The sequence below is a fragment of the Microbacterium sp. BDGP8 genome (genome assembly GCF_029991045.1).
In the GTDB taxonomy this organism is placed as follows: Bacteria; Actinomycetota; Actinomycetes; order Actinomycetales; family Microbacteriaceae; genus Microbacterium; species Microbacterium plantarum.
The window spans coordinates 1,918,501-1,932,800 of the sequence record NZ_CP120712.1 but is presented as its reverse complement, the minus strand read 5'-3'; the positions used below and the strand labels follow the sequence as shown (position 1 = coordinate 1,932,800).

9 protein-coding genes are annotated in these 14,300 nt (G+C 70.3%); 6 read left to right on the top strand and 3 right to left on the bottom strand.

The window, feature by feature from the left end; genetic code table 11:
* Positions 1–48 precede the first annotated feature (48 nt).
* From P6897_RS09340 to mfd, 6 genes are all read left to right on the top strand, one after another.
* Entirely contained in the window at positions 49–1,437 is a 1,389-nt protein-coding gene (locus P6897_RS09340; protein WP_274178000.1) for a GntP family permease, read from the top strand.
* Between the two features lie 40 nt (positions 1,438–1,477).
* Entirely contained in the window at positions 1,478–2,245 is a 768-nt protein-coding gene (locus P6897_RS09335; protein WP_112618007.1) for a glucose 1-dehydrogenase, read from the top strand.
* 15 nt (positions 2,246–2,260) lie between these two features.
* Positions 2,261–3,274 (top strand): zinc-binding dehydrogenase, encoded by a 1,014-nt coding sequence (locus tag P6897_RS09330; protein ID WP_274177999.1) that lies wholly within the window; start codon positions 2,261–2,263, stop codon positions 3,272–3,274.
* A gap of 429 nt (positions 3,275–3,703) precedes the next feature.
* Positions 3,704–4,342: a 50S ribosomal protein L25/general stress protein Ctc gene (locus P6897_RS09325; RefSeq protein ID WP_269266094.1), complete on the top strand. Its 639-nt coding sequence runs from the start codon at positions 3,704–3,706 to the stop codon at positions 4,340–4,342.
* Between the two features lie 65 nt (positions 4,343–4,407).
* On the top strand, positions 4,408–4,989 hold the full coding sequence (gene pth / locus P6897_RS09320) for an aminoacyl-tRNA hydrolase (protein WP_274177997.1): 582 nt from the start codon (positions 4,408–4,410) through the stop codon (positions 4,987–4,989).
* A gap of 58 nt (positions 4,990–5,047) precedes the next feature.
* Positions 5,048–8,644 carry a transcription-repair coupling factor gene (mfd, locus tag P6897_RS09315; RefSeq protein ID WP_274177996.1) on the top strand — a complete coding sequence of 1,199 codons (3,597 nt, stop codon included), beginning with the start codon at positions 5,048–5,050 and terminating at the stop codon, positions 8,642–8,644.
* 31 nt (positions 8,645–8,675) lie between these two features.
* On the opposite strand, the gene P6897_RS09310 is transcribed toward mfd, so the two are convergent.
* The 3 genes from P6897_RS09310 to P6897_RS09300 form a co-directional block, all read right to left on the bottom strand.
* Positions 8,676–10,115, bottom strand: a complete 1,440-nt coding sequence (locus P6897_RS09310; protein WP_282502581.1) for a basic amino acid/polyamine antiporter — start codon at positions 10,113–10,115, stop codon at positions 8,676–8,678.
* Positions 10,116–10,188: 73 nt separating this feature from the next.
* Positions 10,189–11,547, bottom strand: a complete 1,359-nt coding sequence (gene gdhA, locus P6897_RS09305; protein WP_112618012.1) for an NADP-specific glutamate dehydrogenase — start codon at positions 11,545–11,547, stop codon at positions 10,189–10,191.
* Positions 11,548–11,625: 78 nt separating this feature from the next.
* Positions 11,626–14,298, bottom strand: a complete 2,673-nt coding sequence (locus P6897_RS09300; RefSeq protein WP_282501037.1) for a phosphoenolpyruvate carboxylase — start codon at positions 14,296–14,298, stop codon at positions 11,626–11,628.
* Positions 14,299–14,300 lie beyond the last annotated feature (2 nt).

The window sequence follows — 14,300 nt, the reverse complement described above, 5'->3', positions numbered from 1 at the left end:
GGGGCTCAGCCCTCGGTCGTCCGCTTCCCGACATCAACGGAGATACCGATGGAAGACTGGACCCAGACCCTGGGTGCCGGACCGCTGCTGCTCATCGCAGTCGGCGCGATCGCCCTCATCCTGTTCCTGATCATCGTCTGCAAGGTCCACGCCTTCCTGACGCTGATCATCGTCTCGCTGCTCACCGCGTTCGTCGCGCAGGTGCCGGTCTCGGCGATCGCGAAGACGCTCACCGATGGATTCGGTGGGACACTCGCCGGAGTCGCCCTCCTCGTCGCCCTCGGCGCGATGCTGGGCAGGCTCATCGAGCACTCCGGCGGCGCCAAGGCGCTCGCCGACAAGTTCGTCGAGGTCTTCGGCGAGAAGCGAGCACCCTTCGCGCTCGGCATCGCCTCGCTCATCCTCGGCTTCCCGATGTTCTTCGACGCGGGCCTGGTGATGATGCTCCCGATCATCTTCGCGATCGCCCGCCGCGTCTCGAAGGCGAACGTCCTGCTCTTCGGCATCCCCGCCGCCGCGGCGTTCTCCGTCATGCACGTCTTCCTGCCGCCGCACCCCGGCCCCGTCACGGCGACCGAGGCGTACGGAGCCAACCTCGGTCTCGTCCTTCTCCTCGGCCTCGTCGTCGTCTTCCCCGTCTGGTACGTCTCCGGTTACCTGTGGGGCAAGTTCATCGCCGCGCGCATCCCGCTGCCGGTGCCGGCTCTCTTCGGCGAGAAGGATGACGACCAGCCGGCGAACCCGCCGCGTCCGCTGACGATCGTCCTGCTCCTGCTCCTGCCGATGTTCCTCATCTTCATGAACACGGGGCTCACGACCCTCGCCTCCGCCGGCGCCGTGTCGACGGACGACCTGTGGGTCCAGGTGCTGGTGCTCCTCGGCAACTCCTTCGTGGCTCTGCTCATCACCGTCATCGTCGCGACCTTCGTGCTGGGCACGCGCCGCGGCGAGAACGGCACGGCGCTCGAGAAGGTCGTCGACTCGGCTCTCGGTCCTGTCGCCTCGGTCATCCTCATCACCGGCGCCGGCGGCATGTTCGGCGGCGTCCTGCGCGCCTCGGGCATCGGCGACGCGCTCGCCGACACGCTGTCCGACCTCGGCCTGCCGATCATCGTGGCCGCATACGTCATCGCCGTCATCATCCGCCTCGCGCAGGGGTCGGCCACCGTCGCTCTGGTGACGGCAGCAGGCCTCGCGGCGCCGGCTGTCGCTGCGGGTGACTTCAACCCGCTCCAGGTGGCCGCCATCGTCCTGGCCACCGCGGCCGGCTCGGTGTTCGCCGGACACGTCAACGACTCGGGCTTCTGGCTCGTGGGCCGCCTCATGGGCATGGACGTGAAGACGACCCTGAAGACGTGGACCGTGCAGCAGGCCATCGAGTCCGTGACCGCGTTCGTGCTCGTGCTCGGTCTGTTCGGGCTCGCGTCCCTCATCTGAGCCGCTGCTGACGGCTCTGCCCTGACGTTAAGGAGTTCCGATGTCCTCTCTGTTCGATGTGACCGGACGCGTCGCCCTCGTGACGGGCTCGTCGCGCGGGCTCGGGCGCTCCCTCGCGCTCGCGCTCGCCCGCGAAGGCGCACGTGTCGTCGTGCACGGCCGTGATGCCGAGGCGGTCGAGCGCACGCGGCGTGAGGCCGCCGAAGCCGGTTCGCCGGAACCGGTGGCGGCGGTCTTCGACGTCACGGATGCCGCTGCCGTCGAGGCGGGGGTCGCGGCCATCGTCGCCGAGGTCGGGGTGCCCGACATCCTCGTCAATAACGCGGGGATCCAGCGGCGTGCCCCCTTCGCGGAGTTCTCGGTGTCCGACTGGGACGAGATCGTCGCGGCCAACCTCAACGGCGTCTTCTACGTCGCGCGCTTCGTGGCCCCGGGAATGGTCGAGCGCGGGTCGGGGAAGATCGTCAACATCGCCTCGGTGCAGTCGGCGCTGGCGCGCCAGACGATCGCGCCGTACTCGGCGACCAAGGGCGCGGTAGCGCAGCTCACGAAGGGGATGGCGGCCGACCTCGCTCGACACAACGTGCAGGTGAACGCGCTGTCGCCCGGCTACTTCGCGACCGAGATGAACCGCGCCCTCGTCGACGACGCCGATTTCAGCGCGTGGCTCACGCAGCGCACCCCGGCACAGCGCTGGGGCGACTTCAGCGAGCTCGATGGGGCCCTGCTCTTCCTCTGCTCGGATGCCTCGAGCTTCGTGTCGGGGCAGAACATCTTCGTCGACGGCGGCATGACCGCCGTCGTCTGATCCGGAAGGACCGCCATGCGCGCAGCGCACATCCATGGAAAACAGCACATCGAGATCTCGGACGTCCCCGAGCCGTCGCCCGGCGAGGGAGAGGTGCGGATCCGGGTGGACTTCGTCGGCATCTGCGGGTCCGACCTCCACTACTACTACGAGGGTGCCAACGGGGCTTTCGTCGTGAGGGAGCCGCTGATCCCGGGGCATGAGCTCAGCGGCCGCATCGATCTCGATCCGACCGGGGAGTGGGAGTCCGGCACGCCCGTGACGCTTCACCCCGCCACCTTCGGCCGCAAGGTCGAGGCGATCGCCGACGACCCGCACCTCTGGCCGGGCGGAGCGTATCTGGGCAGCGCCTCGACGACGCCGCACACCCAGGGCGCCCTCGCCGAGCTCATCGTCGCCGATCGGTCCATGGTGCGACCCCTCCCGCCGACGCTGCCGGTCCGTCGTGCCGTGCTGGCCGAGCCGCTCGCGGTCGCCCTGCACGGGCTGAGCAAAGTAGGCGACGTCGCGGGTGCGCGGGTCCTCGTGACCGGTGCCGGGCCGATCGGACTGCTCGCGGTGGCAGCGGCGACCGCTGCCGGGGCGGCGGAGGTGCACGCCACCGATGTGCTGGCCGGACCCCTCGACCGTGCGAGCCGACTCGGCGCGACCCGAACGTTCGACGTCACCACGGAGCAGCCCCCCGCCGACGCCTACGACGTCGTGCTGGAGTGCTCGGGCGTCGCGGCGTCGGTGTCCGCCGCGTTGCGCGCCGTGCGGCCGGCGGGGCGCGTCGTACAGGTGGGCATGGTCCCCAACGAGCCGCGACCGGTCAACCTGGCGCCCTTCATCTCCAAGGAGGTCGTCTACGTCGGCACGTTCCGCTTCAAGGACGAGATCGACGAGGCGGTGCGCCTCCTCGACGAGCGACCCGAGATCGAGCAGGTGATCACCCACGTCGTCGACGCCGCCGACATCGTCGAGGCGTTCGCGACGGCGAGGGACTCGGAGGCGTCCGGCAAGGTCGTCGTCGCGGTCTGGCCCGCCTGAACTCGACACGAAAGCGCGAGGCGCGCCACCTCACCCGGTGGCGCGCCTCGCGCTTTCGTCGATCGGGCCGTCGCGGCGACGCCCGCGGGCGGGTCAGCCCTTGCGGTAGCCCTGTCGTCCCATCGCGAACAGCGCGAGGCTGACGGAGACGATCGACCCGAGCGTCATCGCTCCGATGACCCACAGAAGCATGTGAGAGAACCAGCCGTATTCCATTTTTCCTCCGGGCGTAGACGACGTCTCACCCACCCTACCCAGCGCTGGTAGAGTAGGGGTGTACTTCGGCGAGGGATGCCGCGTGCCCGCTGTGCGGGAACCGGGATCCGTGATCGACGAGGGTGTGTGCAGGACGTTTCCTCTCCACGCGCTCGCGTTCGCGTCGAACCCGCATACCGCTGAGCAGGGCCCCGGGCCCACAAGGAGAAACGCATGTCCACCGAGACCGACACCAAGGTCGTTGCAGAGACGCGCACCAACTTCGGCAAGGGCTTCGCCCGCCGTCTGCGTGCCGCCGGTCAGATCCCCGCCGTCATCTACGGGCACGGCACCGACCCCGTGCACGTCGCCCTGCCGGGCCACCAGATGCTGCTGCTCGTCCGCCGCGCTAACGCCGTCATCGAGCTGACCATCGACGGCAAGGAGCAGCTGGTCCTCGTCAAGGACGTCCAGCGCGACCCCGTGCGCCAGATCATCGAGCACATCGACCTCCTCGTCGTGAAGAAGGGCGAGAAGGTCCAGGTCGACGTTCCCGTCGTCGTCACCGGCGAGCCGTTCTCGGGCACCATCGCGACGCAGGACGCGTCGTCGATCACGCTCGAGGTCGAGGCCACCCACATCCCCACCAACGTCGAGGTCGACGTCGAAGGCCTCGAGGACGGCGCGCGCATCACGGCCGCCGACCTGACGCTGCCCCGCGGCGCCACGCTGGTGACCGACCCCGAGACGCTCGTCGTCGCCGTGTCGGTCCCCGCAGCGACGCTCGCCGCCGTCGACGAGATCGAGGCCGCCGACGAGGCGACCGCCGCCGAGCAGTCCGACGAGGCTGAGGGCGACGAGAAGTCCGAGTAATACTCACCCCTGCGGAGCCCGTTCTCACCTCGTGAGGACGGGCTCCGTCGTTCGAAAGGCGCGCCATGGCGGATACCTGGCTCATCATCGGTCTCGGCAATCCGGGGCCGCGCTACGAGGCGACCCGGCACAACATCGGCCAGATGGTCATCGACGAACTGGCGAGCCGGCGCGGTGAGACGCTTCGTTCGCACAAGGCCAACGCCTGGGCAGCCGAGTCCTGGCTCCGGCCCGGTGCTGCCAAGATGGTGCTGGCCAAGCCGAAGACGTTCATGAACGTCTCGGGAGGCCCCGCGGCTGCGCTGGCCTCCTTCTACGGCGTCGACCCGGACCACGTCGTCGTGGTCCATGACGAGCTCGACATCCCCTTCGACACCATCAAGCTCAAGACGGGCGGCGGCCACGGCGGCCACAACGGCGTCCGTGACATCGCCAAGGCGCTCGGCACCCCCGAGTTCGCGCGTGTCCGCGTCGGGATCGGGCGGCCCACGGGGTCCCAGGATCCGGCCGACTGGGTGCTCGACCCCTTCTCGGCGACCGAGCGCAAGACGCTCGGCATCCTTGTCTCGGATGCTGCGGACGCGGTCGAGGCGGTCGTGGGTGATGGTCTCCTCGCCGCGCAGCAGCGCTTTCACGCACCGCGCTGAGCACGCTGCCCGGGCACGGCGAGGCGCCCGTGTCGGCGGCCGGCGGTAGGCTTCTGTGGTGACAGTTCCCGGGATCGTGCGCGCCCTTTCGCAGGCTGACTCCTTCCGGGAGGCGGTGACATCCGGTGCGGTCGGCAGCGTCGACTACTCGCTGGCCGACGGCCTCGACGCCCCGCTCCTCGCCGCGCTGCTCGAGCAGCGCCGGAGCGAGGGCCGACCCGCTGTCGTCCTCGCCGTCGCGCCCACCGGTCGTCGCGCCGAAACGCTCGGTGCTGCGCTGCAGTGTCTCGTCCCCGAGGCCGAGATCGTTCACTTCCCCGCCTGGGAGACCCTGCCGCACGAACGTCTGAGCCCGAGCCCCGAGACGGTGGGGCGTCGGCTCGCCGTGCTCCGCCGTGCAGCGGCCCATGATGGCGGCACGCCGTTGATCATCACCGCCTCGGTGCGCGCCGCTCTGCAGCCGCTTGCCGCGGGCCTAACCGACGCCGAGCCGATCTCGCTCACGGTGGGCACGCGCGGGAGCGACCTCGAGCAGGTCGTCCGCCGTCTCGTCGAACTCGCCTATCACCGTGTCGACATGGTCTCCCGCCGCGGCGAGTTCGCCGTGCGCGGCGGCATCCTCGACGTCTTTCCGGCCGCGGCCGACCACCCGCTGCGCATCGACTTCTTCGGTGACGAGGTCGACCAGATCCGCGCGTTCTCGATCGCCGACCAGCGGTCGCTCCCGGGCGAGGTCGAGAAGGCCGAGCTGCTTCCGGCCCGCGAGCTGCTCCTGACGCCGGCCGTCCGCGAGCGCGCTGCGGCGATGGCGCCGACGTTCCCCAGCCTGACCGGCATGCTCGAGAAGATGTCGCAGGGCATCCCCGTCGAGGGGATGGAGTCGCTCCTGCCCGCGCTGGCGGAGGGGGTCGTGCCGCTCGTCGACTACCTGCCCCGAGGCTCCGCGATCGCGCTGGTCGATCCCGAGCGCTCGCGCACTCGGGCGCGCACGCTCGGCGAGACGAACCGTGAGTTCCTCGAGGCGGCGTGGAGCGCGGCCACCGCCGGGGCGGACAGCCCGGTCGATCTCGGCGCGGGCGACTTCCTGACGCTCCCCGCGCTGCGCGAGGCGATGCGTGAACGCTCCGGCGTGTGGTGGACGCTCAGTGCGTTCGACTCGGGAGCAGCGGATGCCGCGGACGAGGGGCTGACCGACACGGGCGACGACCTGCGCATCGACGGCAGTGCGGTGCCGTCTTTCCAGGGCAACGTCGACGGCGCCACTGCTCATATCGGTGACCTCCTCTCGCGCGGCTGGCGCGTCGTGGTGTGCGCGTCCGGTCCCGGGCTCGTCGACCGTGCCCGCGACGTGCTCGCCGAGCGCGGCATCGCCGCACGCACGAGCGATGGGGTCGCCGAATTGGCCGACGAGGCCGTCGCGGTCTGCGTCGTCGCGTCGCTCGAGCGCGGCTTCGAGTCGGCGGAGGCGAAGCTCGCCGTCCTGACCGAGAGCGAGTTCTACGGGCGCACGATCGGCAGTGACGGCCGCGTGGTGAAGAAGCTCGCGACACGACGGCGCAACGTCGTCGATCCGTTGCAGCTCAAGCCCGGTGACGTCGTCGTCCACTCGACCCACGGCATCGGAAAGTTCGTCGAGCTCGTGCAGCGCGAGGTATCTAGTGGCGGACGCAACGCGGTGAAGACGCAGCGCGAGTACCTCGTGCTCGAGTACGCGCCCGCCAAACGCGGCTATCCCGGCGACAAGCTCTTCGTGCCGACCGATCAGCTCGACCAGCTCTCGCGCTATGTCGGTGGTGAGGCGCCGGTGCTCTCGAAGATGGGCGGCAGCGACTGGGCGGCCGCGAAGGGCAAGGCGCGCAAGGCCGTTCGTGACATCGCCGTCGAGCTCGTCAAGCTGTACTCGGCCCGCATGGCGTCGAAGGGTCACGCGTTCGGGCCCGACACCCCGTGGCAGCGCGAGCTCGAAGAGGCGTTCCCGTTCGCGGAGACGCCCGACCAGCTGCAGACGATCGACGAGATCAAGGCCGACATGGAGAAGCCGATCCCGATGGATCGCCTGCTCTCGGGCGACGTCGGGTTCGGCAAGACAGAGGTCGCCGTCCGCGCCGCGTTCAAGGCGATCCAGGAGGGGAAGCAGGTCGCGATGCTGGTCCCGACCACGCTTCTCGCGAAGCAGCATCTCGAGACGTTCACCGAGCGCTTCGCCGGATTCCCGGTCAAGGTGCGCCCCCTGTCGCGGTTCCAGACTGCGAAGCAGGCCCGCGAGACGGTCGACGGGCTCGCCGACGGCACCGTCGACATGGTCATCGGCACCCACCGCATCCTGACCGAGAAGGTCGCCTTCAAGGATCTCGGGCTCCTCATCATCGACGAGGAGCAGCGGTTCGGTGTCGAACACAAGGACTCGCTGAAGAAGCTGAAGACCGGCGTCGACATCCTCGCGATGAGCGCGACGCCGATCCCGCGCACGCTCGAGATGGCCGTGACCGGCATCCGCGAGATGTCGACCCTGGCGACCCCGCCCGAGGAACGGCATCCGATCCTGACCTATGTCGGACCCCGCAGCGACAAGCAGATCGCGGCGGCCATCCGACGCGAGCTGCTGCGCGAGGGCCAGGTGTTCTTCGTGCACAACCGCGTGCAGTCGATCCAGCGGGTCGCGGCGCAGCTCGGTGAGCTGGTGCCCGAGGCGCGCATCGCCGTCGCGCACGGCCAGATGGGGGAGAACCAGCTCGAGCAGGTCGTGGACGATTTCTGGGAGCGGCGTGCCGACGTCCTCGTCTCGACGACGATCGTCGAGACCGGACTCGACATCTCGAACGCCAACACCATCATCATCGACCGTGCCGACAAGTACGGACTGAGCCAGCTGCACCAGCTGCGCGGCCGGGTCGGGCGCGGGCGCGAGCGCGCTTACGCGTACTTCCTGTACGACGAGAACAAGCCGCTGAGCGAGACCGCCGCCGACCGGCTCGAGACGATCGCGGTCAACAACGACCTCGGCTCGGGCATGCAGGTCGCGCTGAAAGACCTCGAGCTGCGTGGCGCGGGCAACCTGCTGGGCGCCGAGCAGGCCGGTCACATCGCCGGTGTCGGATTCGACCTCTACCTGCGGATGATCGGCGAGGCCGTCTCGACCTTCCGGGGCGAGGAGGTCGACGGGCCGGCCGAGCTGCGGCTCGAGCTCCCCGTGGCGGCGCGCATCCCCGAGGACTACATCGACAGCGAGCGCCTGCGCCTCGAGGCCTATCAGAAGCTGTCGGCTGCGGCAGCCGTCAGCGCGAAGGATGACGCGATCGATCTCGTCGTCGAGGAGCTGACCGACCGGTACGGCCGCCCGCCGGCCGAAGTGGAGGGACTGCTCGCGGTCGCTCGTCTGCGTCGTCGGGCCGCCCAGTCGGGGCTCACCGACGTCGTCGCGATGGGGCCGAACCTGCGGGTCGCGCCGGCGCGCCTGCCCGAGTCGATGCGCATCCGACTGCAGCGGCTGTACCCCAAGGCCAAGCTCCTCGCCGGCGGCGAAGCCCTCGTGGTCCCGCTGCCGACGGCAGGCGGCACCGTGCTCGGCGATGCGGATCTCATCGCCTGGACCGGTCAGCTGCTCGAGCAGCTCTTCCCCGTCGCCGCGCCGACGACGCCCGCCGCGACGTCCTGACGCGTCTCGGCCTCCTCGCCGGGGGCGCGCGTCAGAGGGTGATGCGGCCCGTCGCCAGCAGCACGACGGCGCACACGGCACCGAGCACAGACGCGCCGAAGAACACCCATTCGATGCGCGTGAAGACGCGGGCTCCAGCGCGCCGACGCGCCGCGGCGAAGAGTGCTGTGCCCGGCACGATGATCAGCAGCGAGAGCAGGAGGTAGTGCGCGCCGGCAGCGATCAGGAGGAACGTCGTGTACGCCGTCGCGATCACGGCGACGACGAGGTCGCGCATCCGCGCACGGTCGCCCGGGCGGTAGGTCTCGCCGGTGACGGTGAGCTTGAGCGCGTACCCGGCGGAGAGGACGAACGGGATCAGCACGAGGACACTCGTCAGATCGAGTGCCACCGAGAACGCGTTCTCGGCGAAGAGGACCACGACCAGCAGCACCTGCACCAGCGTCGTCGACAGGAGGAGCGCACCGACCGGCGTGTCGTCGGCATTGGTCCGCGAGAGGAATCTCGGGAGATCGCCCGACCGCGACGCCTCCAGCAGGACCTCCGCGGCCATCAGGGTCCACGACAGGTACGCGCCGAGCACGGCGACGATGAGGGATGCGCCGATGAAGACCGCACCGGCCGGGCCGACGATCGTCTCCAGGACTCCGCCCAGCGACGGCTCGGGCAGAGCGGCGATCTCCTCCCGCGGCAGCACGCCGAACGAGACGATGGTCACCGACGCGAACACCGCGAGCACGCTGAGGAAGCCGAGGAGGGTCGCGCGGCCCACGTCGCGGCGCGACCGGGCGTGCCGCGAGTTGACGCTCGCGCCCTCGAGACCGATGAAGACGAAGACGGTGACGAGCATCGTGGCGCGGATCTGGTCCCACAGCGGAGCGCCCGACGGGCCCGCCCAGTTGGCGGCGAACACCGCGGGATCGAAGACGGTGGCGCAGAGGATGACGAACACGACGATCGGCAGCGTCTTCGCGATGCTGACGACGCGGTTGACGGCGGCCGCCGATCGCACTCCGCGGCGGATCAGGATGAAGAACAGCCAGAGCCCCGCCGACGACACGGCCACGGCTGCCACCGTGTCGCCTGCGCCGAGGGCCGGGAACACCGCTCCGAGGGTGGAGGTGATGAACACCCAGTAGAAGACGTTGCCCGCGCACGCGCTGGCCCAGTAGCCGAACGCCGAGAAGTATCCGAGGTAGCTCCCGAAACCGGCTCGCGCGTAGCTGTAGACGCCCGCGTCGAGATCCGGCCGACGATTGGCCAGAAGCTGGAACGCGAAGGCGAGCGCGAGCATGCCCCCGCCCGCGACCGCCCACGCGATGAGCGTCCCGGCGACCCCGGTCTCGGCCGCGAAACCAGCGGGGAGCGAGAACACGCCCGCTCCCACCATCGACCCGATGACGAACGTCGACAGGGTGAGCATCGACACGGTCGCCGGGCGGGCTCCGGGGCGCGTGAGAGCGGACTCCATGGGGGAGGAGGGATCGGAAGGCACGGGGTGAAAGCCTAACCCGGCTCGCACCCCGCCCCGCCCCGCGGCAGCGTCAGATGACGCCCTGGGCGAGCATCGCGCGCGCCACGCGCTCGAACCCGGCCGCATTCGCCCCGACGACGTAGTCGCCCGGGTGGCCGTAGCGCTCCGCGGCCGCGAATGCGGCGTCATGGACGTTCTTCATGATCTCGCGGAGCTTGTTCTCGCTGTCGGCGAAGCCCCACCGCTGGCGCGACGCATTCTGGCTCATCTCCAGCGCGGATGTCGCGACACCGCCCGCGTTCGCCGCCTTACCGGGGCCGAAGAGCACTCCGGCCGCACGGAACGCGTCGACAGCCTCGGGGGTCGAGGGCATGTTGGCTCCCTCGACGACGACCCGGACGCCGCTGTCGACGAGCGCGCGGGCGTCGTCTCCGTCGAGCTCGTTCTGCGTCGCGGACGGGATGGCGACGTCGACCGCGGTGCGCCACGGACGGCCACCTTCGATGAACGTCGCGCGGGGCCGGTGGTCCAGGTACGCCGAGATGCGTCGGCGGTCGATCTCCTTGACCTGCTTGAGCACGGCGAGGTCGATCCCGTCCTCGTCGACGATGGTGCCCGACGAGTCGGATGCCGTGATCGGGGTCGCACCGAGCTGGTACGCCTTCTCGATGGCGTACGTCGCGACGTTGCCCGAGCCCGACACCGCGACGCGCTTGCCCTCGAGCGAGTCGCCCGCGACGGCGAGCATCTCCTGCGCGAAGAAGACCGCGCCGTAGCCCGTCGCCTCGGTGCGGACCTCGGCCCCGCCCCACTGCACGCCCTTGCCCGTGAACATGCCCGACTCGTGGCGGTTGGTGATCTTGCGGTACTGCCCGAAGAGGTACCCGATCTCGCGCGCACCGACGCCGATGTCGCCGGCCGGGACGTCGGTGTGCTCGCCGAGGTGGCGGTACAGCTCGTTCATGAACGACTGGCAGAAGCGCATGATCTCGGCATCCGAGCGACCGTGCGGGTCGAAGTCGCTGCCGCCCTTGGCGCCGCCGATGCCCTGACCGGTGAGGGCGTTCTTGAAGATCTGCTCGAAGCCGAGGAACTTCACGATCGACAGGTTCACGGTCGGGTGGAAGCGCAGCCCGCCCTTGTACGGTCCGAGCACTGAGGAGAACTGCACGCGATAGCCGCGGTTGACGCGAACGGTGCCGGCGTCGTCGAGCCACGGCACGCGGAACATGATCTGTCGCTCGGGCTCGACCAGACGTTCGAGGATGCCGTCGCGCGCGAGCTCGGGCTGGACCTCCACGACCGGCGCGATCGCCTCGAGCACCTCGTGCACGGCCTGCTGGAACTCGGGCTCGTGCGGATTGCGCTGGAGGACGGTGTCGAAGACCGGCTGAACGGAGGAGGGCAGGGGAGCGTGGTGTTCGGTCATGGTGGAGCTTTCTGGCCGAGCGGGCGGGACCCGATCCACGCTAGCGGGCACGACGGTGCGCGCCCGGCCATATGACGATCACCCGGTGTTCTGGAGGCCCGCCGCGACGCCGTTGACGGTGATGAGCAGCAGGCGCTGCCACTCGGGCGGGGTGGGTGCGTCCTGCTCGGTCGAGCGGAGCACACGCAGCGCCCGCAGCTGCAGGAGCGAGAGGGCGTCGACGTACGGGCTGCGCATCTTCACGGCGCGCTGGAGCACGGGCTTGTTGGCGAGCAGACCGTCGCCTCCCGCGATGCGCACGACCCAGTCGCGGGTGAGCAGCATCTCGTCGACGACGAGCTGTGCGAGATCATCGCGGTCGGCGAGCGCGAGGTGCCGACGAGCCATGCGCGGGTCGGCCTTCGCGAGGCTCATCGCCACGTTGTCGATGACCGTGCGCAGCAGGGGCCACTGCTGGTACGCCTCACGCAACAGCGCTTCGTCCCCGACCGCCTCGAGTGCGGTTCCGAGCCCGAACCAGCCCGCGAGGTTGATACGCGCCTGCGTCCAGGCGAAGACCCACGGGATCGCGCGCAGGTCTTCGAGCGACTCGACGGACAACCCGCGGCGCGCCGGGCGCGAGCCCAGGGCGAGGAGGCCGATCTCCTCCATCGGCGTGACGGCGGCGAACCACGGGGCGAACCCGGGTGCCTTCACGAGGGAGAAGAAGCGCTCGCGCGAGGCGGCATCCATCGTCGCCGCCACGTCGGCATACCGCTCGGCGGCTCGGCTGTTGCGCTCTTCGATCGACGGCGCGGAAGCGAGCAGGATCGCGGCGGCCACCTGATCGATGTGGCGCAGGGCGATGTCGGGGTCGCCGTAGCGGGCGAAGATGACCTCGCCCTGTTCGGTGAGCTTGAAGCGACCGTCGACCGAGTGCGGCGGCTGGGCGAGGATGGCGGAGTTGGCGGGCCCGCCGCCGCGGCCGAGAGCGCCGCCGCGGCCGTGGAACAGAGTGAGCTCGATGCGCTGCTCCTGCGCCCATGCGGCGATGCGTGCCTGCGCCTCGTAGAGGGCGAGGTTGGCTGCGACCGGTCCGACGTCCTTCGACGAGTCGGAGTAGCCGAGCATGACCTCCAGGCGCCGGCCGGTGGCTTCGAGGCGCGCGGCGAACGCCGGGTGGTCGACGATCTCGGCGAGGATTCCGGGAGCTGCCTGCAGATCGGCGAAGGTCTCGAACAGCGGGATGACGTCGAGGACCGGCGGGGTCCCGTCGGGACCGACGGCGTGACGCGCGAGGGCGTGCACGTTCGCGAGGTCGTCCGCCGACTGCGTGAACGACACGATGTAGCGGCCCGCGGCCCGCGGGCCGAAGCGCTTCTGCACCTGCGAGATGGTGCGGAAGACCTCCAGGACCTCGTTCGCGAGATCGCTCAGCTCGCCGCCCGCCTCGCACTCGGCGAGAACCTTGGCGTGGACGGCGGAGTGCTGCCGGACCTCGAGCTCCGCGAGGTGGAAGCCGAAGGTCTCGACGGCCCAGATCAGCTGCTGGAGCGCGCCGAAGGCCTGGCGCTTGGCGCCGGCCTCGTCGAGCGAGCTCTGCACGACACGCAGGTCGGCGAGGAACTCCTCGGGGTCGCTGTAGGCGAGGTCGGCGTTGCGCGCACGGGTGGCGCGGATGCGGCGTGCGAGCAGCATCATGACGCGCTTGTGGTGCTCCCCGGGGGCGCGCTTCACGGCGTCGGCGGCGCCCTCGTCGTCGGACGCGGCGAGGCGATCCCACAGTGCTCGCAGCGCGGGACTCGGGGGCGTCGTGTCTCCCGACATGGTCAATCCGCGGCCGACGCGCTCGGTGCTGCGCTCAAGGCCGAGGAGCACGTGCTCGGCGGCGATGCCGGCGGCCTTCTTCGTGACCGACGCGGTGACGAAGGGGTTCCCGTCACGGTCGCCGCCGACCCATGTACCCAGACGCACGAACGGCGCCACCACCGGGGGACGGCTGCCGGCGACCTCGCCCTGCAGGGCGTCGTCGAGACGACGGTAGACCAGCGGGATCGTCGTGTAGAGGGTGTCGTCGAACACGGCCATGACGGCGCGGACCTCGTCGGTCGGCGTCGGCTTCTCGGCGCGCAGCGGCGACGTGCGCCAGAGCGTGTCGATCTCCTCGAGCATGCGGCGGCGGGCCCGTCGGTGCTCGGCGCCACCGGCAGCGGAGTTCTCGAGCGTCTCGAGCAGGGTCACGAGCCTCCGGATGCTCTGCGAGACCGCGCGGCGACGTGCCTCCGTGGGGTGCGCCGTGAAGACGGGGTGGAAGCGCAGTTCGCGCAGCCGGCGCGCCGCTTCGTCCTCGCCCACCTCGGACGACAGCTGCGCGTATGCGGCGGGGATGGAGTCGCTCGCGCTGTCCTGGTCGGAGATGCCCGCGCGCTCGCGCAGGAGGCGCACGCGCTGGTGCTCCTCGGCCAGGTTCACGAGGTGGAAGTAGACGGTGAAGGCGCGTGCCACCTCGTCCGCACGCGCGACGCTGAACGACTCGGCGATGGCTGCCGCGCGCTCGAATGCCTCGGGGGAGTCGTCGGTGTACGCCTGGATCGTGGCGCCTCGCAGGCGTTCGACGTCGTCGAAGAGGCCGGGCGAGCCGCTCTCTCGCAGCACCCGGCCCAGCATCGAGCCGAGCATCCGCACGTCGGCGCGCATCGCCTCGGGGATCTCCTGCTCGGCCTCGTATCGGCCGACGAGATCGATGGCTTCGGTTCGGGTCAGCTCGCGCATGC